This window comes from Micromonospora globbae, from assembly GCF_036184225.1.
Taxonomy (GTDB): Bacteria; Actinomycetota; Actinomycetes; order Mycobacteriales; family Micromonosporaceae; genus Micromonospora; species Micromonospora globbae.
This window is the reverse complement of record NZ_CP108084.1, coordinates 2,700,628-2,725,374: the sequence shown is the minus strand read 5'-3', so window position 1 is coordinate 2,725,374 and position 24,747 is coordinate 2,700,628. Positions and strand designations below refer to the sequence as shown.

Annotated in this window: 14 protein-coding genes, 1 pseudogene and 3 CRISPR repeat arrays; of the genes and pseudogenes, 11 read left to right on the top strand and 4 right to left on the bottom strand. The window is 69.7% G+C overall.

Annotation, left to right across the window (positions count from 1 at the left end; translation table 11 throughout):
- The first annotated feature begins 499 nt into the window (after positions 1-499).
- From OG994_RS11970 to OG994_RS11925, 10 genes are all read left to right on the top strand, one after another.
- Positions 500-1,909, top strand: coding sequence for an APC family permease (locus OG994_RS11970; RefSeq protein WP_328853243.1), 1,410 nt, complete (start codon positions 500-502; stop codon positions 1,907-1,909).
- On the top strand, positions 1,906-2,934 hold the full coding sequence (locus OG994_RS11965; protein ID WP_328853242.1) for an acetamidase/formamidase family protein: 1,029 nt from the start codon (positions 1,906-1,908) through the stop codon (positions 2,932-2,934). The genes OG994_RS11970 and OG994_RS11965 overlap by 4 nt, the downstream gene beginning before the upstream one ends.
- Positions 2,931-3,617: a GOLPH3/VPS74 family protein gene (locus tag OG994_RS11960; RefSeq protein WP_328853241.1), complete on the top strand. Its 687-nt coding sequence runs from the start codon at positions 2,931-2,933 to the stop codon at positions 3,615-3,617. The genes OG994_RS11965 and OG994_RS11960 overlap by 4 nt, the downstream gene beginning before the upstream one ends.
- A 24-nt stretch (positions 3,618-3,641) precedes the next feature.
- The gene (locus OG994_RS11955) at positions 3,642-4,298 is read left to right on the top strand and encodes an N-acetyltransferase (protein ID WP_328853240.1); all 657 of its coding nucleotides are present in this window, start codon (positions 3,642-3,644) and stop codon (positions 4,296-4,298) included.
- Between the two features lie 320 nt (positions 4,299-4,618).
- Complete coding sequence (gene fxlM, locus OG994_RS11950) at positions 4,619-5,797, top strand: methyltransferase, FxLD system (RefSeq protein ID WP_328853239.1); 1,179 nt, start codon at positions 4,619-4,621, stop codon at positions 5,795-5,797.
- A 78-nt stretch (positions 5,798-5,875) separates the two neighbouring features.
- Entirely contained in the window at positions 5,876-6,040 is a 165-nt protein-coding gene (locus tag OG994_RS11945) for an FxLD family lanthipeptide (protein ID WP_328853238.1), read from the top strand.
- Positions 6,041-6,213: 173 nt separating this feature from the next.
- The gene (locus tag OG994_RS11940) at positions 6,214-9,228 is read left to right on the top strand and encodes a lantibiotic dehydratase (protein ID WP_328853237.1); all 3,015 of its coding nucleotides are present in this window, start codon (positions 6,214-6,216) and stop codon (positions 9,226-9,228) included.
- Entirely contained in the window at positions 9,225-10,448 is a 1,224-nt protein-coding gene (locus OG994_RS11935; protein ID WP_328853236.1) for a lanthionine synthetase C family protein, read from the top strand. The genes OG994_RS11940 and OG994_RS11935 overlap by 4 nt, the downstream gene beginning before the upstream one ends.
- Positions 10,449-10,464: 16 nt before the next feature.
- Positions 10,465-11,283, top strand: a complete 819-nt coding sequence (locus OG994_RS11930; protein ID WP_328853235.1) for a thiopeptide-type bacteriocin biosynthesis protein — start codon at positions 10,465-10,467, stop codon at positions 11,281-11,283.
- A 119-nt stretch (positions 11,284-11,402) separates the two neighbouring features.
- The gene (locus OG994_RS11925; protein WP_328853234.1) at positions 11,403-12,425 is read left to right on the top strand and encodes a hypothetical protein; all 1,023 of its coding nucleotides are present in this window, start codon (positions 11,403-11,405) and stop codon (positions 12,423-12,425) included.
- Positions 12,426-12,879: 454 nt separating this feature from the next.
- On the opposite strand, the gene OG994_RS11920 is transcribed toward OG994_RS11925, so the two are convergent.
- Entirely contained in the window at positions 12,880-13,254 is a 375-nt protein-coding gene (locus OG994_RS11920; protein ID WP_328853233.1) for a hypothetical protein, read from the bottom strand.
- A gap of 207 nt (positions 13,255-13,461) precedes the next feature.
- Positions 13,462-14,892: a CRISPR direct-repeat array (repeat unit 28 nt; unit sequence GGATCACCCCCGCATGCGCGGGGAGCAG).
- Between the two features lie 91 nt (positions 14,893-14,983).
- Positions 14,984-15,325: direct repeats of the CRISPR family, unit length 28 nt; unit sequence GGATCACCCCCGCATGCGCGGGGAGCAG.
- 52 nt (positions 15,326-15,377) lie between these two features.
- Positions 15,378-16,577 (bottom strand): IS110 family RNA-guided transposase, encoded by a 1,200-nt coding sequence (locus tag OG994_RS11915; protein ID WP_328853232.1) that lies wholly within the window; start codon positions 16,575-16,577, stop codon positions 15,378-15,380.
- A 243-nt stretch (positions 16,578-16,820) separates the two neighbouring features.
- A CRISPR array of direct repeats spans positions 16,821-19,973; the repeat unit is 28 nt; unit sequence GGATCACCCCCGCATGCGCGGGGAGCAG.
- Positions 19,974-20,599: 626 nt separating this feature from the next.
- Between OG994_RS11915 and OG994_RS11910 the strand changes: the two genes are divergently transcribed.
- A protein-coding gene (locus OG994_RS11910) for an IS5 family transposase (RefSeq protein WP_328853657.1) occupies positions 20,600-21,393 on the top strand; the annotation gives its coding sequence in 2 pieces (ribosomal slippage) (positions 20,600-20,936 and positions 20,936-21,393; 795 coding nt in all).
- Between the two features lie 24 nt (positions 21,394-21,417).
- Here the strand turns inward: OG994_RS11910 and OG994_RS11905 are convergent.
- Positions 21,418-22,208 (bottom strand): annotated as a pseudogene (locus OG994_RS11905) (IS5 family transposase); the annotation flags it as partial.
- A 119-nt stretch (positions 22,209-22,327) separates the two neighbouring features.
- Positions 22,328-24,421 (bottom strand): N-6 DNA methylase, encoded by a 2,094-nt coding sequence (locus OG994_RS11900; RefSeq protein ID WP_328853231.1) that lies wholly within the window; start codon positions 24,419-24,421, stop codon positions 22,328-22,330.
- Between the last annotated feature and the right edge of the window lie 326 nt (positions 24,422-24,747).

Here is a 24,747-nt window from a genome sequence, read left to right as displayed (position 1 = left end):
CCGTGGCAATTTGCGGATTCGCATCGCCAACATGAATCCCGTCGCATCACTGTCTCATCAATAGCGGGCTCGTATCGCGGCCCATCGGCGGCGAGCACCGGGCGCTGGGGACGAACGCGAGCGGCGACTGCGGCGGCGGGCTCGAATCTGCCGCCGTGGCGGGCAGGATCGCTGCGTAGCCGCGTTAGTAGTCAGGCATGTTTTCGCAGGTCACGTGCTGGTCGGAGCGCAAGTAGGTCCGCGAGGTCGGACCGCAGGTCGGCATTCCCAGCTCCGCGTCGTTCGGTGATCGTTGACTTGCCCGCGAACTACTCATCAATGCCGGGCGCTCGCATGAGGAGGAGTGAATGCGCCGGACGCACTCCCGACCGACGAAGGCCATTCAATCCTCTCGGTTGCTCCTCCGCAGATAGCAGCCGCCGCAGTGTCTCCCGAACATCTTCCGGAGAGTTCGGCTCCGGCGCACACAACCCGCACTATCCCCTCGTCAGGAGCGCAGATGACGACCTCTGATGACTTGGCCTACTACGGCTACCGGCAGGAACTGGCCCGGCAGCTGCGGTTCCGCGACCTCGTGGCGTACGGGCTGGTGTACATGGTGCCGATCGCGCCGATGGCGATCTTCGGCAGTGTGTATGCCGGCTCGGGTGGGATGGCGGCTCTGGCCTACGCGATCGGCGTCGTGGCGCTGGTATTCACGGCGTTTTCGTACGCGCAGATGGTGAAGGCGTTCCCGATGTCGGGCAGCGTCTACAACTACGCGGGCCGGGGCATCAGCCCGCCGGTCGGGTTCCTCGCCGGCTGGGTGATCCTCCTCGACTACGTCCTCGTACCGGGGCTGCTGTATCTGGTGGCGTCGGTGGCGATGCACACCACCGTGCCCGCCGTGCCGGTGTGGGCGTGGCTGTTGGGCTTCGTCGCGGTCAACACCATCGTGAACTCGGTGGGGATCCGGATGACCGCGGTGGTGACTCGGGTGATGCTGGTCGGCGAGCTGATCGTCCTGGCGGTCTTCATCGCCGTCGCCGGCTGGGCTGTCGCCTCCGGGAAGGGCCGCTTCAGTGGGGAGGCGTTCTACAACCCGGACACGTTCACGTGGTCGGTGGTGGCGGGCGCGGTGTCGATCGCCGTGCTGTCCTTCTTGGGCTTCGACGGGATCAGCATGTTGGCCGAGGAGGCCAAGGGCGGCGCGCGGCAGATCGGCCGGGCGATGGCCGTGGGTCTCGTGCTGGCGGGGGTGTTGTTCATCGGGCAGACGTGGCTGGCCGCGATGCTCGTCCCCAACCCGTCCGGGCTACTGGCCGACGGGGACCCGAACGGCACCGCCTTCTACGACGCCGCCCAAGCCACCGGCGGGAGCTGGCTGGCAACCCTGTGTGCGGCGGCCACCGCGGTGGCGTGGGGTCTGCCGAACTCGATGGTCGCCCAGGTCGCCACCTCCCGCCTGTTGTATGCGATGGCCCGGGACCGGCAGCTGCCCGCCTTCCTGGCGAAGGTGTCCATCCGCCGGAGCGTGCCGATCAACGCGACCCTGCTCACCGGCGCCGTGTCCCTTGTCCTCAGCCTGTACATGGCCACCCGAGCGGACGGGATCACCCTGCTGTCGTCGCTGATCAACTTCGGGGCGATGGTCGCGTTCCTCGTCCTGCACGTCTCCGTCGTCGTGCATCACCTCATCCGCGGCCGCAGCCGCAACTGGTGGGCACACCTGGTGATGCCCGCGGTCGGGTTCGCGATCTTGGCCTACGTGGTGGTGAACGCCAACATCGCCGCCCAACGTATGGGCCTGGCCTGGCTCACCGTCGGCGTGCTCGTGCTCGCCGGCCTGTACCTGTCGGGACGCCGACCAGTCCTGTCCGGTCTGGCGCCTGCGACTTCGCAGCAGCGGCGTGACGTGGAGAGGGTGTGACCAGCATGGAGAAGATCACCTACCGGCCCGCGCGAGACGAGCTCGCCTACACCTTCGGCGGACGCATGCCCGTCGCCCACCTCCGCTCCGGCGACGTCCTCAAGGTTTTCACCGAGGACTGTTTCGGCGGGCTCGTCCGGGGGCCGGCGGATCTGCCGTCGCAGGTGTGCCGCATGCCCTACCTCAACCCCGTCTCCGGGCCGTTCTTTATCGAGGACGCCGAGCCCGGCGACACCCTCGCCATCCACCTCGCCTCCATCACCCCCGCCCGCGACTGGGGAGTGTCCTCGACGTTCCCGCACTTCGGCGCCCTCACCTCCACCTCCCACACCGCCACGTTGCAGCCGCCGCTGGAAGAGCGGGTGTGGGTGTACGGCATCGACCGCCAGACCGGGATCGTGCGGTTCCAGGCCACCGAAACCGACCACAGCGTCGACCTGCCCTTGGAGCCGATGATCGGCACGATCGGGGTCGCCCCCGGCGGGATGGAGGCCCGCTCCACCATCGTCCCCGACGTCCACGGCGGGAACCTCGACACCCCACAACTGCGCGCCGGCACCACCCTGTATCTCGGGGTGAGGGTGCATGGGGCGATGCTCGCCCTCGGCGACGGCCACGGCCGCCAAGGCGACGGCGAGGCCTGCGGCGTCGGCGTCGAAATCGCGACCAGCACAACCCTCACCATCGAGGTGATCAAGGGTGTGCCGACGGTGTGGCCGCGTCTGGAAACCGACACGGCGATCATGTCGATCGGCTGCGCCCGCCCGCTGGAGGACGCCTACCGCATCGCCCACCACGACCTCGTCGGCTGGGTCGAGTCCCTGACCGGCCTGGACACCCTGGACGCCTACCAGCTGGTGTCGCAGGCGGGGCGGGCGCCGATCGGCAACGTGTGCGACCCCAACTACACGATCCTGGCCGCGGTCGACAAGGCGCTGCTGCCCGCGCCCGAAGCCGCCTATGGCGGTGTGCACTCCCGGCTGCGGTCTTTCGCCGCTCGGCTGGGTGGGGGAGTGGCGCGATGAGCGTTCCTCGACTGCCGCTGCGGGACGAGCTGTTCCTGCTCGGCCACGACGACGACACCGGCCACCCCCACATCCACCGGCAAGCCCTGGCGCTCGGTCTGGCCGGCGCGGTCCTGATCGACCTGTTCCTCACCGGCCGAATCACCCTCGACCCCCAGGCCGCCCAGACCGACCCTCACCCGACCGGCGAGCGGTGGCTCCGCCTACACACCGACCAACCGGTCGGCGACCTGATCAGCGACACCGCCATCGCCGCCATCCGCCACGGCCGCACCCCACCACCCGTGAAGGCATTCCTGCGCACGTTCTCCGCGGACCTGTACGAGCGCACCCGCGCCGGCCTCGTCGCCGCCGGCATCCTCCGCCAACACACCCGCCGCCGCCTCGCCGGGCTCGCCCGCACCGACACCTACCTGCCCACCGACACCAAATGGCCAGTCATCGCCAGAGCCCGCCTGCGCTACCTCGCACACGGCCGCGAGCAACCCGACCACCACACCGCCGCACTCGCCGGCCTCGTCGCCACCCTCGGCCTCACCGAGCACCTCTACCTCGACGACGACACCACCACCCTCACCCGACGGCTGAAAACGATCGCCGACCAACACCACCGGACAGTGCGGGACATCATCACCGCCGTCGACGCCGCAGTCGGTGACCTCGCCACCGCCGCCTACCGATGAGCGTGACAGGGGGAGAGCTATCCGATGAATCCTGCTGTGCGCATCCGTCCTGCACGCTGGACGGACAAGAACGCGGTCGCCGCGCTGATCGCCGACGCCCTCCACCCCACCCCGCTCGCCGCCTGGCTCGTACCCGACCCTGCGCAGCGGCGCCAGGTGCTCACCGACGTCCTAGGGATCTGGGTGGAACACGCCATGTTCTTCGGCGACATCCACCTCACCGATGACCACACCGCCGCCATCGTCGGCTTTCACCGCTACCGGCCCATCCCACCACCGGCGCAGTACCGCATCCGGCTCACCGACGCCGCCGCCGGCCACGCCAGCCGATTCGACCTGCTGGACAGCCTGATGTCCCTGAAACAGCCCACCGAACCGCACTACCACCTCGCGTTCCTCGCCGTCCGCACCGACAACCAGAACGCCGGCCGTGGCACCGCGATGCTGACCCACCACCGCAGCCGCCTCGACCGCATCGACCTTCCCGCCTGGGCCACCGTCCCCTCAGGCGGGGAGGATCTGCTCACCCGCTACGGCTACACACCCCGACCCGCGATCGCCCTGCCCGACGGGCCGACCCTGCACCCGATGCGCCGCAACGCCCACCGCGACAGCGGCAGCGCCATGCCGATCAACCCGGCTCGCCCGGTCGACAACCGCTGGCAGGGTTTCCATGTCTAGCCCTGGCGCTCTCATCACCGAACACGCCGGTCCCGCGATCGACCACGGAACAGGCCGGGACATGCGCCTCCGACATTCGCCTATCGGTCCGCCGAAAGCGACCGCTCCCAGATGCCCGCCGACGCCCACGGCCATGACCAAAACCCACGGCGTGGTGACAAGCCCCTGGCCCACGAGCGGCTAATTCTCTCCCCAGCCAGCCTCGCTGGACCAGGTCTCCACGACCCAACCAGCCAGATCCAAAGGCGAAGCGGGACGTCAGTCCGGCAGCCCCGACCCGAAGGATTCCGATGACATCGCAGGTTGACGACGCCACCACGTTGCGCCAGGCCATGGTGAACAGGCTGCGAGAGGAAGGTCTCATCAACTGCGACAGCGTCGCCGCGGCGATGAGGGCGGTGCCCCGGCACGACTTTGCCCCCGGCGAACCGCTGGAGAAGGTGTACCGCACCGACACCACCCTGGTTCCGAAGATCGACGCTCAGGGGCGCCAAACCAGCGTGGTCTCGGCCTCGCACATTCAGGCCATCCAGCTCGAACTGGCCGAGGTGCGGCCGGGCATGAACGTGCTGGAGATCGGCTCGGGCGGATACAACGCCGCCCTGATGGCGGAGATCGTCGGGCCGACCGGTTCGGTGACGACCGTGGACATCGATGCCGACGTCGTGCATCGCGCCCGCGCGGGCCTGCACAGGGCCGGCTACGAGCAGGTCAACGTCGTGCTCGCCGACGCCGAACACGGCGTGGCGCAGTACGCGCCGTATAACCGGATCATCGTCACGGTCGGGGCGTGGGACATCCCGCCCGCCTGGCTCGATCAGCTCACCCCGGACGGCCGGATCGTCGTGCCGCTGCGCTTCGCCGGGATCACCCGCCTGATCGCCTTCGACCGCACCCCCGGCAGCCCGGTGCTGACGGCCGGCAACTACCGGCTCGGCTCGTTCGTGCCGATGCAGGGCGACGGCGCCGCCAGTGAGCAGCTGATCCCGGTCACCCCCGACGTCGGGCTGCGCCTCGATCAGAACAGCGCCCTCACGTTCGACGTGCCGGCGCTGCGCAAGGCGCTCCACACCAAGCCCGTGGAGAGCTGGTCGGGCGCGCCGTTCGACATGCCCGACGAGCTGGAGCTGTACCTGCTGACCAGTGGGCCGGAACTGCCGATGCTGCACGCCGCGCAGGCCGCGGTCGAGCAGGGCGTGGTCAACCCCACGGTACGCAACGGCACCCCGGCGCTGGTGCGCGGCGGCAGCTTCGCCTATCGCATCAAACGGGAGAATCCGCAGACCGCCAGCGGCTACGAGACCGGTGTCATCGCTCACGGGCCGGAAGCCGAGCAGGTCGCCGGCGAGCTGCTCGCGATGATTTGCACCTGGGCGGACTGCTACTACCGGCGCGGCGCTGCCCACATCACCTACCACCCGAACACCGCCGACACGAGCGGCCTGATCGGCTGGCACACCACCAAGCGACACGGCGCCCTCGCCGTCGCCTGGCCGTAGAAGACTTCGGCGCTCACCTCAGCGGCCCACGCCGGGGCAGCGTCGGAGAACACCTATCACCCCAACCAGGAGGTTGTCATGACCCATCTCGCCACGGTCCAGCCCGACGTCGACGACGGCGCCCTCGACGACTTCGATCTCGACATCGAGTTCATCGAGGCCGGCGGCACCGTCGAGCACATCATCAAGATGACCGAGGACAACTGCGGCAGCACCTGCGCGTCGGCCTGCACCAGCTGCTGACCAGCCGCATCCGCTGGTGGCCCGCTCTGATGGCCAGCCCGGTCCACGTGAGCAGGCCATAAGGCAAGCCTTCAACATCCGGTCAGGAGTGCCCGGCCCCGGGGGGAGACCAGCTCTCGAAGGTCGGGCACTCCTCACCCACAGGCAGATGATCACGCCTCTTGGGGAGGCTCGTGTACCGCACCGTGAACGATGCCTTGCTGCTCCGGGCGGCCATGCTTCGCCCCGGCCAGCTCGGCGCATGGCCTGACCTGACCAGCCCCGACTCGGCGACCAATTGGCGGCCGTGGCTTGCCGACACGTTGACGATTCCAGGGTTCTCGGCAGCCGTGGCCCACGCGTCACCGGACCTCGCCGAACGGGCCACCGCCGCCATCAACGGCGGCCTGTCGCAATCCGACGCCCGCCGGGTGGTGCTCGCGGTCATGCGCTACCTGCTGCGCGCCACGACCCGTGCCACACCGTACGGGTTGTTCGCCGGCGTCGCCGCCGCCACCGCGAGCCGCACCGGACGCATCCGCTGGGGCACCGCTCACCGCCCTGTCGCCCGCCTCCAGGCACCCTGGCTGGCCGCCGTCCTCGATCGACTGGAATCCGACGCGCGGCTGCGCCAGCACGTGATGGTGCGCGCCAACAACCTGCTGGTCGAGCGCAGCGGCAAGCTGGTGCTCGAGTACCGCGCCGCCACGACCGACCCCGCGGGCGCGCCCACGCATCTGCGCATCAAGGCCACCGACATGATCCGCGCAGCCCTGGCGCTGGCGGCCGCGCCGATCCGATGGGCCGACCTCACCGGCAAGCTGACGGCCGACTGCGGGGCGCCGCCCGAAGGCGCGCAGCGGCTGATCGGCCAGATGGTGACGGAGCGGTTGCTGTTGACCAGCCTGCGCCCGCCGTCGACCGAGACCGACCCCCTGACGCATCTGGTGGATCAGCTGGAGACCGCCCCAGCCGACGGCGGCGACGTGGCCGAGATCCTTGATCCGCTGCGTCGCGTTCGCGATCTCAAAGCCCTACACGACCGCGCGCCGGACGCAGCCATACGTGTCGCCTGCCGTCGGGACCTTGGCAGAGCCGCCGCAGCGATCCACCCGGGGCAAGCGGTCGGGGTGGATCTGCGACTGGACTGCGACCTCGTGGTGCCGACGACGGTGACGGCCGAGGCGTGCCGCGCCGCCGCCGCGCTGACCCGCCTCGCACGGCCCATATCAGCGGGGTGGCGGGACTGGCACGCGCGCTTCTTGGACCGGTACGGCCTGCACGCCCTCGTCCCGATCCTGGATGCGATCGATGCCCAGGTGGGCCTCGGCTACCCGGACGGCTTCACCGGCGAGCCGACCGATGCGTCGGCCGTCGTGACCGACAGGGACCGAGGGCTGCTTGCCTTGGCGCAACGTGCCGCTCTACACCGGGAACACGAGGTCGTCCTCGACGACGCCCTGCTGGAGAGGTTGGCCGGCCCTGCGCCGACCGAGATCCCGCCGACCGCCGAACTCACCGTGCGCGTGCACGCCGACTCCCTCCAGGCCATCGCCGGCGGCGACTTTCAGCTGTCGGTCGTACGGGCGTCCCCGCGAGCGTTCTCCACCGCAGGCCGGTTCCTGGACATGTTCGGCGCCACCGAGCGCCACCGGATCGCCTCCCGGGCTGCCGACAGCCCACCAGCCACCGTCGGAGCCTTGCTGGCCCAGCTGTCTGCGGTCACCCGGTACACCATCAGCCTGGACGTCAACCGCGTCCCCCAGGTGCTGCCGCATCTGATTCCTGTCGGCGAGTACCACGCCCCGTCGCCGGCGGCGATCGGCTTGGAGGACATCGCGGTAACCGCCGACGCGTACCGCCTGTATCTGGTGTCGATCTCTCGCCGGCGGGCGCTGCAGCCGGTCGCGGTGAACGCGGTCGAGCCGGTACGGCACGCCCACCCACTTGCCCGCTTCCTGGCCGAAGCGCCCATCGCACTCGCCACCCCGTGCACACCAGTGGAGTGGGGGCCTGCGGCCAAGGGCTTGCCGTTCCTGCCCGCGCTGCGGTACGGCCGGACGCTTCTGAGCCCCGCGCGGTGGCACCTGAGCGCCGCCGAACTGCCTGACCGGGAAGCCGGCTGGCAGCACTGGGACCGAGCGCTCACCACCTGGCGGGAGACCACCGGCTGCCCTACTGCCGTCTCGCTCGGTGCCGGCGACCAGACCCTCGGCCTCGACCTGAATGAACCCGCCCACCGAGCGCTGCTACGCGACCACCTGACCCGCAACCCCACCGCCCTGCTGCGTCTCCTCCCCGAAGGCGACGGTTGGATCGGCGGGCACCCGCACGAGATCGTCATCCCGTTGACCGCCACCACCCCGAGACCACCAGCGCCCCGCCTCACCAGCCCCCTGGTCGACGTCCGTACCCACGGCAGCCTGCCCAGCCGCGACCACCACTACCTGAAGATCTACGCCCGGCTCGAGGAACAAACCACCATCCTTACCGCCCACCTACCTCGGCTTGTCGGGCAACTCCCGCCGACGGGCAGGTGGTGGTTCCTGCGCCACGCCGACCCCGAGCCGCACCTGCGGCTGCGCATCAGCGGCCTGCCCATCGACGCCATCACCGGCTGGACACGAGAGCTGACCGACGCGGACCTGACCCGGCGAGTCCAGTGGGACACCGACTTCGGCGAGCCTGGCCGCTTCGGCAGCCCGGCCGCGTACCAGGCGACGACAGCCGTGTTCGCGGCGGACTCCGCAGCCGCGCTCGCCCAACTGGCCGTCACCACGCAACGGTCCGCGCCGGGGTGGCAGGCGTTGACCGCCGCGAGCATGGTCGACCTCGTCACGGCAGTCATCGGCGACCCGCAGGACGCCCTGCGATGGCTGATAGCCCGTACCCGCACGCACCGGCCAGCACCCCCAAGAAGCGTCTACGACCAAGCCATCCGTCTGGCCAACCCGTACGACCCCACCACCGTGACGTCCCTGCCCGGCGGCGAGAACCTGACGGACCGCTGGGCCCAACGCCGCCGCACAGTGGCTGACTGGCGCGACAGCCTGCCGACCGTCAGCGGCATCCCGCCGGTCGAGCTGCTGCCTGACCTGCTGCACCTGCACCACGTTCGCGTCGCCGGACTGGACCTCGACAGTGAACGAGCCTGCCTGCACCTCGCCCGCGCCGCCGCGCTGAGCTGGACGACAAGGAGCACCCCGTGACAACCCCAACTCTCACCACCAGATCGTCGGATGTGCTCGCGACGGTCTGCGCCAGACTCGCCAGCCCCTCCATCGTCGGCCCGTCACCCGACGGTCGGACCCGGCCGCAATCGCTGGCCGGCGGCGCGGCAGGCATCGCCCTGCTGCACATCGAGCGGGCCGTCTCCGGAGACGGCGACGAAGCGACCGCCCACCGATGGATATGCGCCGCGGCCAGCGAGCCGGTCAGCATCGGTCGTAACGCCGACCCCTTCCACGGCGCCCCCGCGCTGGCGTTCATGCTGCACACCGCCCGCCCCCTCGGCGGCTACCGCCGCGCCTTCGCCAATCTCAACGACGCCACGATCGCCCTGACACGGCAACGGCTGGCCGCAGCCCACGCCCGCATCGACCGCCGCGACCCGCTGACGATGTACGAGTTCGACCTCGTCCACGGCGTGACCGGGCTCGGCCTCTACCACCTGCACGCCCATCCCGACCACCGGGTCAGCCACGACTTGGTTGGCTACCTCACCCGCCTCACCGAACCCCTCAGCGAGCACACCGTCCAGCCGCCGTGGTGGCTGCCGTCCGGGCTCGGCGGCACACCACACCTCGACTTCCCGCACGGTCACGGCAACATCGGCATGGCTCACGGCATCAGCGTGGTCATCGCCCTGCTCGCCTACGCCATCCTCCACGGCCACGACACTCCTGCAGCCCGCAACGCCCTCGCCGCTCTCTGCGACTGGACCGACCACCACCGCCACGACGACCCCGCCGGAACATGGTGGCCCGGCTACGTCACCCCCGACGCCACCCCACGGCGGCACCGGCCGTCCTGGTGCTACGGCACCCCAGGCATCGCCCGCGCCCAGCAACTCGCCGGGCTCGCCCTGCACGATAAGGCCCGCCAGCAGCAGGCGGAGAACGCGATGCTCGCCGTACTAGGGGACACCACCCAGCGCGACCGACTCCCCGAGATCGGCCTGTGCCATGGCAAAGCCGGACTCCTCCAGTCCGCCTGCCGCATGGCTACCACCAGCACCGACCCGCGCCGCTCGGCCCAGCTCACCGCCCAGCTACTTGGCCTTGCCGCAGAACTCGCCGCCCAGCTCGCGGCCGACATCCACGCCGATCCGGAGCTGATGGACGGCACGGCGGGAGCCGCGCTTGCCCTTCACACCGCCGCCACCGGCACCTCGGCCACCGGCTGGGATGCCTTCCTCGCCCTCAGCTAGACGAGGGAACGCGCTGATGACGGCACCCGAATGGCGGCAGACCACGATCGCCTTTCCTGACCCCCGGACAGCAGAGCAGGCAGCCAGGATGTATCTCGCGCCGATCCTGGCCGAAGCCGCAGCCCGCCACCTCATCACCACCTGGTTCTACGTACGCAAAGACAACTGGCGGCTGCGCTACCTCCCCGCCACCACGTCAGACGCCGACCGCTACCTGACCAGCCAGTTCGCTCGCCTGCGGCACGACCGGCGCATCAGCGCCGCCGTCGCCGGCATCTACGAGCCTGAGACCCACGCCTTCGGTGGCACCACAGCCATGGACACCGCCCACCGGCTCTGGCACCACGACAGCCGCCACCTACTCACCCGCAGCAGCGATCACACTCCCGGCCGCCAACGCGAACTGTCGATCATGCTCTGCGCCACGATGATGCGAGCGGCGGGCCTCGACTGGTACGAACAAGGCGACGTATGGGCACGCGTCGCCAACCACCGAGACCCACCCCAACCCGCGCTCGTCGACTCCCTGCTCAACGCCGCGAGAAGGCTCCTCACGGTGGACCCGGCCAGCCTCACCCGCCACGGAGCGCCGCTGGCCAGCTGCCACACCTTATTCGAGGCTTACACATCCGCCGGGGACACCCTCCGGCACCTCAACCAGACCGGACAGCTGCGCCGCGGCCTGCGAGCCACCCTCGCACACCACGTGATCTTCACCTGGAACCGGCGCGGTATCCCCGGCCCGCACCAGGCGGCCCTCGCCACTGCCGCCAAGACCGTCATCTTCGGCCCCGACCCCACGCACAGCACTCACACCCCAGGCGGTAACTCGTGAACCCGGCCGTCGCCCGCAGATTCCCGCTGATCGCCCGAACCAGACCCGTCTGCACACCCCTACCCCAGCGCGTAGCCGAACTCCAGAAACGCGCCCACAACGCCCGGGACCATGACGACGTGGCCGCCGCGACCGCAGTATTCAACCTCGCCGCGCTCCTTGCCTCCGACTCCGGCATGCCCGACCTCGCCCGCACCTGGTGCCACCGACTCGCCACCGCCGCACTCGACCACGGCAGCGATCCCCAGCACGCACTCGAACCCATCGTGAACCTCGCCCGCCTCCACATCCGCGCCGGCGACGGCCCCACCGCCTGGACTCTGCTGGAAACCCTCTTCCATGCCATCGACACCCGCACCGACACCGTCATCGACGGCCTCACCATTCCCGCCGCCCGGCTCACCGATGCACCCGGCGCCCACACGAAGACACGAACCTGGCTGTGGACGATCCTGCTCGGCACCGGCGCCCACGCCCTCGCCACCGCCGACCGATGGGACGAAGCCAGCCACCGCCTCAACCAATACAACGGCATCGGCGCTCGCATGCTCGACGGCAGACAGATCACCGTCATCGCCCACGCCACAGCAGGCCGTCAACACCAGGCACGCGCGATGCTCGATGCCACCCAACCCGGCGAACCCTGGGAAGACGCCGTCACCGCCTGCCTGCGCCTGCTGACGGCAGGCCCCGATCTCAGGGACGAGCACGCGAGCAAGGCGCTGATTGCTTACCGAGCCCTCGGGCCCGCCAAGCCCGGATTTACCGTCTTCCAGACCCGGCTCGGCCTCACCCTGTTAGACGCCCTCGGCAAAGACCACCCAGCCGCCGAGCAGATCGCCGTCGAACTGATCCAACACGCCGCCGGCGACGGATACGCAGCACGCGACCTACTGACTCACGCCACCTGTCTAGCCGCCGCCGGCCGTCGCCCGGCCAACCAGCTCACGGCGCTCGTATCAGCATGCGGCTTGGATACAGGCACCCTGCCAGCGGCGCACCTGGAAACGCTGCTTCACGCGCTCAACATCGCCGAATCGGTCATAGCGCGCCCTCGCGTGCGCTCTACAAGCCGACGGGTAACCCCCGGCTCCACCGATCCGGCAACTCCTCGAAGGCGGGCTGCCGGCAGATTGAGATGATGGCCGGTTCGTCACCAGGAGGATGAGGACAATGCGTTAGGCGTCATAGTCGCCCTGCCCACAGGCGGTCGACCCGGTACCGGTCGGGACGCTGGACCACACGTCGTCGCAGTTGACGAGGCCAGCACCACGGGGAGCGGCAGCCTTTCAGTTGATTTACGCCCAGGTTGGAGTACTACGCCTTCAGTTCGTTCCGGTCCGTGGCGGTGACGCAGAGCCCCGGGCTCCCACGCCGGGGTGTCGCACAGGGGTGCCGTCTCGTTTCCCGTGGCGGCGATGACGGCCACGCCCTTTGTCTGCGCGTACGCGATCGCCGCGGTGACGGCGGGATCAACCAGAGCAGATCTCGTATGATCGCGCCACATACGGCATCCTCTGGCGCATTCGTTGCCCACGCCCTTCATCCGTTTTAGCCGGTCTGGCTCGGTAGGGCCGATGACGAGGCAGGCACTGCTCAGGTCAAGGGCTTGATGACCGCGTAGGCGGAGGCGACGCCAGCCAGGTCAGGTCCGAGGCTGACCTGTATGGCGGCCGCGGGTAACGGCATACTGTTCCTGATCGCGTTGCCGTCGCAGGGCAGTTCGCCACTGGCCACGGGCGTGTTCGGGTTCGGCTTCGAGCTGAGCAGTTCATACTTGATGGCCCGGCCCGGGACCGCAGATATGCAAGCGGCGTCAAGCGCGTACTGCTGGCCCGTGCGGGCCTCTGCGCGTACCGCCCGGTCCATCGTCTGGGTCGTGGCGGTGTAGACGACACGGCTGATCTCATCCGAGGTCACCGGGGGCACCGAAAGGGCCTGCGGTGCCTCGGCCGTGGGCAGGGGCGACACGGTGCTGGCAGGCTGCGCCGGGCTTACCTCTGACGCGGGGAAGGCATCATGGCTTGTGCAGCTGGTACTGGCGGCAAGGAGCAGCGCCGAGCAAAGCCTGAACGCGCGGTGTGAGGGCGGCATGCGCTGATCATCGCAGCGGTTCTCAAGCTCCTGCTACCGCATGCGACGGGAGCAGTTCCAAGCCTTCCCATGATCGTCCGCACCGGATCACCCCCGCATGCGCGGGGAGCAGTACAGCGAGTCCGAACCGGCCGCGCTGACGAAAGGATCACCCCCGCATGCGCGGGGAGCAGCGGTCCACACCTAGGCGGCGGGCCAGCTCGGATGGATCACCCCCGCATGCGCGGGGAGCAGCTGTTCCCGTACACGGTGGCGTCCGGGGGCACGGGATCACCCCGCATGCGCGGGGAGCAGGACGAACAGGTACGCGGCGCGGTCGACGCCTACGGATCACCCCCGCATGCGCGGGGAGCAGGTGGCGCAGGCCGAGCAGCAGCGGCAGTCGTCGTAGATCACCCCCGCATGCGCGGGGAGCAGGGCCGCTCGATCAGCGCCTGGTGCACGTCCGGGGGATCACCCCCGCGTGCGCGGGGAGCAGCGGGCGTGCGCGGGCATGTCGAACTCGCCGGCCGGATCACCCCCGCATGCGCGGGGAGCAGTCGCGAGCCGCCTCGGCCAGCTGCTCGGTGACCGGATCACCCCCGCATGCGCGGGGAGCAGGTCGGGTTCTTCGTCGTGCCGTACGCGACGAAGGGATCACCCCCGCATGCGCGGGGAGCAGCCGAGGAGGACCGCTACCAGGTGTGCGACGACCGGATCACCCCCGCATGCGCGGGGAGCAGTCCCAGCGGGCCCGCCGGAACCAGGCCGGAGCGGGATCACCCTCGCATGCGCGGGGAGCAGCGGGGTGGCGGTGGCCCCACCATGCGGGTAACAGGATCACCCCCGCATGCGCGGGGAGCAGGTCTCGCCGATCTGGCCGTCGAGCTCCGCGGCCGGATCACCCCCGCATGCGCGGGGAGCAGCCCAACACCGCGGGTGGCCGCGACCCAGACCGGGGATCACCCCCGCATGCGCGGGGAGCAGGAGGCACGGCTGGTCCTCGCTGGCCTGCCCGCCGGATCACCCCCGCATGCGCGGGGAGCAGGACACCCTGGTCGAGCAGTTCGCGCGGGGCGCCGGATCACCCCCGCATGCGCGGGGAGCAGAAGATCATCGGCACCCGGAACCGGACCGTCTCGGGATCACCCCCGCATGCGCGGGGAGCAGTCCCGCCGCTGCACCCAGCTGGTGGTGTCCGTCGGATCACCCCCGCATGCGCGGGGAGCAGGGGGCCAACAAGAGCCAGGACCTCCTGGACACCGGATCACCCCCGCATGCGCGGGGAGCAGGGGGCCAACAAGAGCCAGGACCTCCTGGACACCGGATCACCCCCGCATGCGCGGGGAGCAGGCCACCCTCCAGGTGATCCCGTCCTTCAAGGGAGGATCACCCCCGCATGCGCGGGGAGCAGGCGTTCGCCTCCAGCTGGGCGACGATCCACCGGGGATCACCCCCGCATGCGCGGGGAGCAGCGGCCCTGGACGTCGGCGAGTTCGCGGTCACCGGGATCACCCCCGCATGCGCGGGGAGCAGACGACCATCCCGATCCTCGGCGGGGACGTCGACGGATCACCCGCATGCGCGGGGAGCAGGACACCACCCGCGGGAGCACCGCCTGGTACCTGGGATCACCCCCGCATGCGCGGGGAGCAGGATCAGCGCCCAGCTCACCCGGGCGAACCGGGAGGGATCACCCCCGCATGCGCGGGGAGCAGAATAGCCCTGACGTCAAGCCCTTGGGAGGGCGAGGATCACCCCCGCATGCGCGGGGAGCAGTCAACTCCCTCCGGTTCGTGGTCGGCCCGGTCAGGACCACCCCCGCATGCGCGGGGAGCAGATCGACCGGCCTTTCTCGGTGGCCGCCTCCCAGGGATCAGGGATCACCCCCGCATGCGCGGGGAGCAGACGTTCACCCGCGGCGGCCACAGCCACGTGCCGGGATCACCCCCGCATGCGCGGGGAGCAGCGTCCTCGCACTGCTGGTACAGCTCGATGGGGGGGTGTCCCTATGGGTTTCGTCAAGCAGCGACGGGGGCCGTCGGGCGTGGTTGGTAGGGGGTCTTGTGGCGGAGCATCGCGAATAGGACGTCGCAGCGGCGTCGGGCAAGGCAGATGAGGGCGGCGTTGTGGCGTTTGCCTTCGGCTCTTTTGCGGTCGTAGTAGGCGCGGTTGATGGGGTCGGCGAGGGCGGCGAACGCGGCGAGGAAGAAGGCGCGTTTGAGTTGCTTGTTGCCGCCGCGGGGTGGGTGTTCGCCGCGGATGCTGCTGCCGGAGCGGCGGGTGACGGGTGCCAGACCGGCGTAGGCGGCGAGGTGCCCGGGGGTGGCGAATGCGGTGCCGTCGCCGACTTCGAGCAGGATCCGGGCGGCGGTCCTGACGCCGATGCCGGGCATCGAGGTCAGGACCGAGGCAAGAGGGTGTGCATCGAGCATCCTCTCCACCTCGGCGGCGACCTGGTCACGCTGCTGGAGCACGTCACGCAGGCTGTCGGCCAGCCTCGGCAGGATCGTCTCGGCCGCCGTGGTGCCGGGAACCATGACGGTCTGCTCGTCCAGGGCCGTCATGATCTGCTCGACCAAGCGCTCGCCCATCCGAGGCGCGTTCTTGCCCGCGATCGCGGCCAGTTTGCGGCGGCCAGCCTTGCGCAGTCCGGCCGGGCCGCCGCAGCGCGACAGCAGCTCCAGCACGGCCTTGTGTTGCACCTTCGGACCGAGCACACGTTCCAGAGCGGGATGGATCTGGGTGAGCAGCCCCCGGATCCGGTTCGCCAGGCGGGTGGCCTCGCCGGCCAGGTCGTCGTCGAAGCCGACCAGGACCTCAAGCTCGGCCAGGGCGTCGTCGCCGACGTCAACACGGCGCAGCGTGTGCGGCAGGCTGCGGGCGGCATCAGCGATGACGTAGGCGTCGCGGGCGTCGGTCTTCGCGGCGCCGGGATGCAGGTCGGCGATGCGGCGCATCGCCAGCCCAGGCAGATAGGCGACCTGGTGGCCGCAGGCACGGGCGACCGCGACCGGTAGCGCCCCGATCGAGGCGGGCTGGTCGACCACGACCAGCACTCGCCCGTGCCGGGCGAGCTTGTCGAACACCTGCCGCAGCTTGGCCTCGGTATTGACCAGCGCCGCGTCGTGCAGCCGCTTGCCCTCGCGGTTCAGGGCGACGGCGTGGTGCCCGTCCTTGCCAACATCCAGACCAAGAAACACCTGGTAGTCGCCGTGCACCGCATCGCCTCCCCGCGACGTCGTCGGCCAGCCCGGTCGCCGATCTGGCGTCGACTGCCGGCAGCCACGTTACGAAGAGACCTACCCCAATACCGCAGGTGGCCGTGTCCCTATCAGCGGTCCGTCGACGCCACCCGACCCGGCGACAACACCCCCCGGATCATCCGTACGACAGGGGCAGTAAGTCATACCGGGCCGGGCGACCGAGCAGTCCCCGGCTGGGGACGATCAAAAAGGTAACGGGGATCACCCCCGCATGCGCGGGGAGCAGATCGACGCCGGCCACCTCGCCCGGCAGCGCTCCGGATCACCCCCGCATGCGCGGGGAGCAGGCCGGCAACCTGACGTCCGGGTTCGGTGGCACGGGATCACCCCCGCATGCGCGGGGAGCAGGTCTACGGCTGGGGCATCGCGGACCTCAACGCCGGATCACCCCCGCATGCGCGGGGAGCAGCCTAAGACCAAGCGCGGCAAGCGGTACGTGTCGGGATCACCCCCGCATGCGCGGGGAGCAGGGACGCGGTCGCCGACCAGGTGCACACCATGAAGGATCACCCCCGCATGCGCGGGGAGCAGCCCGGCGTCGCGGATCTCCTGCCGCACCCGGGCCGGATCACCCCCGCATGCGCGGGGAGCAGGTCAGCCGTCCGTCCTGCTCGGTCAGCAGCACGGGTTCACCCCCGCATGCGCGGGGAGCAGGGCTACGCCGGCGACGGCGAGGGTGTCGACGGCTTCGACGCCGGATCACCCCCGCATGCGCGGGGAGCAGGCACGTCCGGCGCGGCCGACCCGTTGAACCACAGGATCACCCCCGCATGCGCGGGGAGCAGGGGGCGCTGGCGATCGGGGTGCTGCGCGTGCCGGGATCACCCCCGCATGCGCGGGGAGCAGGTCGGCGGCGTCGTCGGTGCGGTCGTGAAGTACGGATCACCCCCGCATGCGCGGGGAGCAGGCCGCCTACGGCCGGGCCACCGGCGGCCTCAACGGATCACCCCCGCATGCGCGGGGAGCAGTTCACCCGGGCGGGCCGGGAGTTCGGCAAGAGCGGATCACCCCCGCATGCGCGCGGGGAGCAGTGTGCGTCGTACGTGGTGCCGTTCGGTACGTCAGGATCACCCCCGCATGCGCGGGGAGCAGGCGTTGTCGTGGCCGATGACGATGGGCAGCGGGGGATCACCCCCGCATGCGCGGGGAGCAGTCGCTGGCCGCCGTGGTGTTCGTCCTGCACGTCGGATCACCCCCGCATGCGCGGGGAGCAGGCAGATGCGGGCGGCAACGGTCAGATAGGTAGCGGATCACCCCCGCATGCGCGGGGAGCAGCGCCATGGTTCCGACCATGCGCTTGTAGGTCGCGGATCACCCCCGCATGCGCGGGGAGCAGTTCGTCGGCTTGCTGCGGCGGGCGGCGGCGGCCGGATCACCCCCGCATGCGCGGGGAGCAGATCTCCTGGTGCTGCTGCACGCCTGCGCGGAACGGATCACCCCCGCATGCGCGGGGAGCAGTGAGTGACTGCGTGCAGCCGGCCCAGCACCTTCGGATCACCCCCGCATGCGCGGGGAGCAGGGCGGCACGGCCCGCGTACGCCTCTTGCCGCCCGGATCACCCCCGCATGCGCGGGGAGCAGGGGCACAGCCCGGTCTCCTCGGCGCCGGCTTCCGGATCACCCCCGCATGCGCGGGGAGCAGACGTTCGACAACGCGGCGCAGGACAAGTACAACGGATCACCCCCGCATGCGCGGGGAGCAGGCGACCTCGTGCTCAACCAGACGTAGCGACACCGGATCACCCCCGCATGCGCGGGGAGCAGATCTTATCGGCCGTGATGGCGTTCGCCTTGATCGGATCACCCCCGCATGCGCGGGGAGCAGGGACCCGTTCTCCGCCCAGTGGTCGCGCCACGCGGATCACCCCCGCATGCGCGGGGAGCAGATCTGCTGCGCGGGCGTTGGGTAGACGCGGAAGGGATCACCCCCGCATGCGCGGGGAGCAGACCTTGGCGAACAACACGTGGACGGCGGTGCTCGGATCACCCCCGCATGCGCGGGGAGCAGCAGCCGCCGAGGTAGCGGACGTCGGCGCGGATCGGATCACCCCCGCATGCGCGGGGAGCAGCTGCACCCGGACGCAGGCGGCGACCCGGAGCAGGGATCACCCCCGCATGCGCGGGGAGCAGACTAGTCGTCGACGCAGGCCGCGATCTGCCGCGGGATCACCCCCGCATGCGCGGGGAGCAGGACCATCGCGGGCAGCTTTTCGTCGGCGTGTACGGATCACCCCCGCATGCGCGGGGAGCAGGGGCAGGCCGGGTCGAGGCCCGGAACGGTGCGGGGATCACCCCCGCATGCGCGGGGAGCAGCGCGCTCGCCGCAGTCAAGATCGGCCTGTCTGGGGATCACCCCCGCATGCGCGGGGAGCAGTCGTCCTGGGTGCGGCGCTCGTGCTCGGACAGCGGATCACCCCCGCATGCGCGGGGAGCAGGGCGGCCGCCGCGCGGCGTAGGCGGGCCAGCCGGGATCACCCCCGCATGCGCGGGGAGCAGCACGCCGTCTCACCGCAGATCACCGGGTACACCGGATCACCCCCGCATGCGCGGGGAGCAGTGGGAGCCCGCCGGTGTTGTCCACGCCGACGAGGGATCACCCCCGCATGCGCGGGGAGCAGGGTGGAGGTCAGGATCGCACCCGGCGCCTCACCGGGATCACCCCCGCATGCGCGGGGAGCAGGGGGGCGGCGGCACTGGCCGGCGGCAGGTACGGGGATCACCCCCGCATGCGCGGGGAGCAGCTTGTAGCTGCCGTCGAACGCGTCCGCCTTGCCCGGATCACCCCCGCATGCGCGGGGAGCAGGTCGCTGGCGGTCCTGCTGGTGATCGTGGCCGGGGATCACCCCCGCATGCGCGGGGAGCAGCGGGCCAGCGCGGCGGGCTGCCTCAGCCGGCACGGATCACCCCCGCATGCGCGGGGAGCAGGGCGATCCTTCCGTAGGGGTGCCCGTTGACTCGGGATCACCCCCGCATGCGCGGGGAGCAGACGAGCGTGTTGGATCTGACTGACGTTGTCTGAGGATCACCCCCGCATGCGCGGGGAGCAGGTGATGTAGACGGCCTGCGCGTACGGCCGGGCGGGATCACCCCCGCATGCGCGGGGAGCAGTTCGCGGGCGACGACGCGCAGCTGCAACGCACGGGATCACCCCCGCATGCGCGGGGAGCAGCTCATCCCGGCGCTGGGCAAGGCCACGGCAGCGGGATCACCCCCGCATGCGCGGGGAGCAGACCGCAACTCCGGTGAGCGTGACGGCCGCCCCGGGATCACCCCCGCATGCGCGGGGAGCAGATGGGCGAGGCGCGGGAGCACCTGGCGCTCACGGGATCACCCCCGCATGCGCGGGGAGCAGGCTTCCTGACCTGCGGCGTTAGAGATCAAGTACTCGGTTTTCCTTCACTTTGGTTCGCACACTCTTCTCCTGTCGAGTATTGAGGAGCCGGCGTGGTTTGGGTACAGCTGGCAGCGCCGTCGTGCCGAGGGGGCGGGGCAATCAGTGCGCGTAGATCTGTGAATCGGGCATCGAAGCCGGCCTCCTGTCCGTCTGTTGGTTTGTCCAAGCGTGGCCGGAGTTTACCTGCCTCCGACCGCCCTGCATCCGACGTTGGTTTGGTTGCCCTCGGCGGCGTAGCGGTCAACGATCCGGAAGGTGCCTGCCGGCGAGGGCCTGGGCTGTAGGGGCCCCTTCCGTGTTGTCGTCGAGCTCAAGCGTGTGGTGCAGCCATGTTCCCGGCCGGAATCCGAGAGGCGACGAGACGCGCAAGACGACGTCTGGGCGGTAGGTCGAGGTCTCTACGGCGTTGCCGAATGCCCTGTCGAGGCCAGAGGAGCTTGTATGAGCAGGTACCGGGCGCGCCTAAATCGCGTGGGTTGCTGCGGGTGCTCTAAGAGGTCCTAACAAAATGGTCTAGGGGCTTGTCCGGTGTAGACGATGATCTACAGTGTTCGGCCGTGAGGCGTGGTGAGCAGCCGCCGTGGATCGTGTCGGACGGGCTGTGGCAGCGCATCGAGCCGTTGCTGCCCAAGCCTGAGCGCAATCCTCGGCACCCGGGACGGAAGCGGATCCCGGATCGGCAGGTGCTGTGTGGGATCTTGTTCGTGCTGCACACCGGCATCCAGTGGGAGTTCCTGCCCCAGGAGTTGGGGTTCGGCTCCGGGATGACCTGCTGGCGGCGGTTGGAGGAGTGGAACCGGGCTGGGGTGTGGCAGCGGCTGCACGAGTTGCTGCTGGCAGAGCTCCAGGCGGCCGGGAAGCTGGACTGGTCCCGCGCCGTGATCGACTCCTCGCATGTACGGTCCGCTCGACGTGGCCCAAAAGTGGGCCGAGCCCGGTCGACCGCGCCCGCCCGGGCTCGAAGCACCACGTCCTGACCGAGGGCGCCGGCATCCCCCTGGCCGTGTCGTTGACCGGCGGCAACCGCCACGACGTCACCGAACTGCTCCCGCTGATCGACAAGATCCCGCCGGTCCGCGGGAGGCGTGGTCGGCCCCGCCGGCGCCCTGACCAGCTGTTCGGCGACCGCGCCTACGACCACGACAAGTACCGCAAGGCGGTAGGCGGCAAGGGCATCCGCCCGCGTATCGCCCGCCGCGGCCAGCCCCACGGCTCCGGACTCGGTGTGTTCCGGTGGGTGATCGAGCGGACGATCGCCTGGTACCACGGCATGCGACGGCTACGCATCCGGTGGGAACGCCGTGATGACATCCACGAAGCCTTCCTCACCCTCGCCACCTGCATCATCACGTACCGACACGTCGCCCGACTTTGTTAGGACCTCTAAGAACTCCAAACTTTTTGAGCGTTGGAGTCGTCGCCAGCAGATGATGGCGCAGGCGGGGTGAGGAAGGCTTGGTGGATGTCGTCGCGGATCTCCCAGCGGGTGCGTAGCCGGCGGAACCAGTGCAGTAGGGCGGTGGTCTGTTTGACTACCTATCGTCGGGTGCCGAGGCTGGAGCCGTGTTCGGTGCCGTGTCGGGCGGTGACCGGGGTGATGCCCCTGTCGCGGAGTTGGCGGCGGTAGATGTCGTAGTCGTAACCCCGGTCGGCGTAGATCCGCTCGGGTCGCTGCCTTGGTCGACCGCGGATGCCCTTGATCCGGGGAACCTTGTCGACCAGGGGCAGCAGTTGGGTGACGTCGTGACGGTTGCCGCCGGTCAGGGTCGCGGCGAGGGGTGTGCCGCCTGCGTCGGTGATGACGTGGTGTTTCGAGCCCGGGCGGCGGCGGTCGACCGGGCTCGGGCCGGGTTTTGGGCCGCCTTTGAGCGCCCGGACGTAGGAGCCCTCGATCACCGCCCGGGACGTGTCCAGTTGACCGGCGGCCCGCAGCGTGCCCAGCAGGACCTCGTGCAGTCGTTGCCACACGCCGGCGTCGTTCCAGTCCCGTAGCCGGCGCCAGCAGCTCATGCCTGACCCGAACCCGAGCTACTGAGGCAGAAGCTCCCACGGGATCCCGGTGTAGAGCACCAACAAGATCCCGCACAACACCTTCCGGTCATCAAGCGGCTTGCGAGCGGGATAGCGCCGCCGGCGAGGCGGTCGGGTCGGTATCAACGGCTCGATCTCGGCCCACAGGTCGTCCGAGACGATCCACGGCGGCTGCTCACCTCGCCTTACTGCCGATCACTGTAGTTAATCGTCCACCGAGGACAGCTCTACGCGTCTGCCTAGATCATTCTGTTAGGAGTTCTAAGTGGTACGGGCGAGGTTCAGTTCACGATTTCGAGGGTTCCTGCGGTGAGGGCGTCGCTGATCTCGCGGGCGAGCGTGGCGCCGGCTTCCGCGGCTTGGTCTAGTCGGGCACGAAACTCTGCGAGTTGGCGAAAGACTTGGCCGTACGCCTGCTGCAGGTCGAGCGGGAGTACGGGGATGGCGAGGCGTCGGACGTCGATGCGTAGGGTGCCGTGGTCGGCGTTGGAGGTTCGGTTGGCGGCACGGGTGCTGTCTCTGTGGGAGATGACACCGGCGACGAACCATGGGTCGAAGAGGGCCGTGTCGACGCGTACGGACTGGACACCAGGCCCGAGCTGGGCGCCGACTTGCTCGGGTGTGGCTACCCGGGCAACGATTTCGCGTCCCATGACTGGGATGAGGATGTCCCCGGAGCTCACACGTGGTCCGGAATGGTTGCTTGCGGCGCGGTTGGTGGTTCCGGTCGCCGGTCTGGCGGCCAGGATGTCGGCGGAGGTGAGCACGTAGTCGTCGGCGCCGTGGGTGGTGTCCTGGCCACGCGATGGGGCCCGGAGCACGGAGACGCTTCCTGCTCGGATCAGGTCGGCCATGCTCGCCCTCGGCGCTGTGCGCAAGACGGTGGAACTCGCCTGCTGTACGGCGGGGAGCCCTTGTCGTACGTCGCCGATGAGTCGGCCGAAGTCGCTGATTTTGTCGATGAGGTGGTTCGGGTCGGTGGCGAGGTCGTGGGCCTGCGGTAGATGCCGGTGCGGTGTCAGGTCGACCTGGTCGTCGAGCAGGTCGATGATGGGTATGGTCCGGTGTACTCCAGGTGACTCGGTGTTGCGGCCGGTCAGGTAGGCGCGCCATGCGGTCCCGACGATGTCGGAGAGCGGGCGGTCTGTTGACGCGGCTGTGGTGTCGACGACCAGTAGTCCTCCACTCTGTGGCTGCTGTCGGTGGGGATGGGTGAGCACCCAAACGTGTAGGCCGATACCGGTTGGGGGCATCAGGCCGGCGGGTAGGGCGATCACCGCCCGCAGTGCGCCGCGGCGTACCAGTTCCGCGCGGATGCGGCGGCCGGCGGGACGCTGCGCGGCGGCTGGGGGCATGAGGACGACGGCGGTGCCATCGGGGGAGAGGTGCGCGAGGGCGTGCTGCACCCAGGCGAGTTCGGGCTCGGTCCGCGGGGGCAGTCCGTAGGTCCACCGGGGGTCGTAGGCGAGACGGTCGTGTCCCCAGTCGTGGATGCCGAACGGGAAGTTCGCGACGACGACGTCGGCTTGCAGGTCTGGGAAGGCGTCGGCGAGCATGCTGTCGCCGATGTGTATGGCTGGTGGCATCGTCTGGTGCCCATCGCGTTGTGCACGTAGGTGTACGAACCACAGACGCAGGAGGGCGATCAGGGCGTACTGCGGGTTGATCTCCTGCGCATAGACGTGCGTCACCTCCCCGTCCTGCAGGGCGCGGTCGACGGCCGCGCGCAGGAGCGATCCGGTGCCGCAGGTGAAGTCGAACGTGCGGGTGCCGGAGCCGGCCAGCGTCAACATCACGTCGGCGACGCTGTCCGGTGTGCTGGCCAGCCCTGACAGTGGGTGGGCGGAGTTCGCATACCGACTGTGGAGGAATTCGAAGGCGGTCTCGGGCTCCTGCTCCTCGCTGAGTTGGTCGATCGTGCGCAGCAGCGTGGTGAGCTGTGGAGTCCACTGCTTGGGCAGCATGTCGCCGACCAGCTCGGCCAAACCGGAGTCGAGTGCCCGTAGACGGGCGACGAGCTGTTTCGGCGTGAGTAGGGGGTCGGCCTTCCGGCTGTGTTGGGAGCGGACGAGCAGGTAGGCGCCGGCGATGCCGAGTGCTTCGGTGATCTGCGCGGAGGGCTGGTAGCTCTCGATGTGTCGCCACGCCCATTGGTCAATAGCGGGCTGGTGCAGCTTGCCGTGTCGGCGCAGCCACTGCTCCACCTCGTGTGCATCGAAGAACGGGCTCGTTGGAGTACCGCCGACGGGTGCGGGGAAGTCGGCGTGCCGGCGCCGCCAGTTGCTCACTGCCGCCCTGCCTACATTGGCCAGTTCGGCGATGCCGCTGGCAGTCAAGGTGGCCTTTCCGGCGGTGATGCTCGGCTCTGCTGTCACACGTGAACACTACCATGAGCTACGCGCTTGTGCACCCGATTCACAGGTAGTACATTGCTGGCTGTCACAGTTCACACCTTCGTTGGAGGGGTCATGCCGCGACGCGGGCGCAGTACAACCGTTGGAAAGTTCGCCAAGCTCCACCAGGACCGCAGGGTGTCCGAGATTCGCATGCTCGGCGAGATGTTGCAGCGCGAGCGGAGTGTGGCAGCTGCTGAGCGCCGGAATGGTACGGACATGGCACAGGTGCCCAGAGCGCGTTGATCAGGCTCGTCTCGTCCCATCCCTACTACCCGAGGAGGACCATGAACACCCTTGCCAGCACC

Excerpts from the sequence above, each read along its gene's own strand:
- OG994_RS11945 (WP_328853238.1), top strand. The coding sequence starts at position 5,876 with ATGACCCATCTCGCCACGGTCCAGCCCGACGTCGACGACGGCGCCCTC.
- OG994_RS11960 (WP_328853241.1), top strand. The coding sequence starts at position 2,931 with ATGAGCGTTCCTCGACTGCCGCTGCGGGACGAGCTGTTCCTGCTCGGC.
- OG994_RS11955 (WP_328853240.1), top strand. The coding sequence starts at position 3,642 with ATGAATCCTGCTGTGCGCATCCGTCCTGCACGCTGGACGGACAAGAAC.
- OG994_RS11930 (WP_328853235.1), top strand. The coding sequence starts at position 10,465 with ATGACGGCACCCGAATGGCGGCAGACCACGATCGCCTTTCCTGACCCC.
- OG994_RS11970 (WP_328853243.1), top strand. The coding sequence starts at position 500 with ATGACGACCTCTGATGACTTGGCCTACTACGGCTACCGGCAGGAACTG.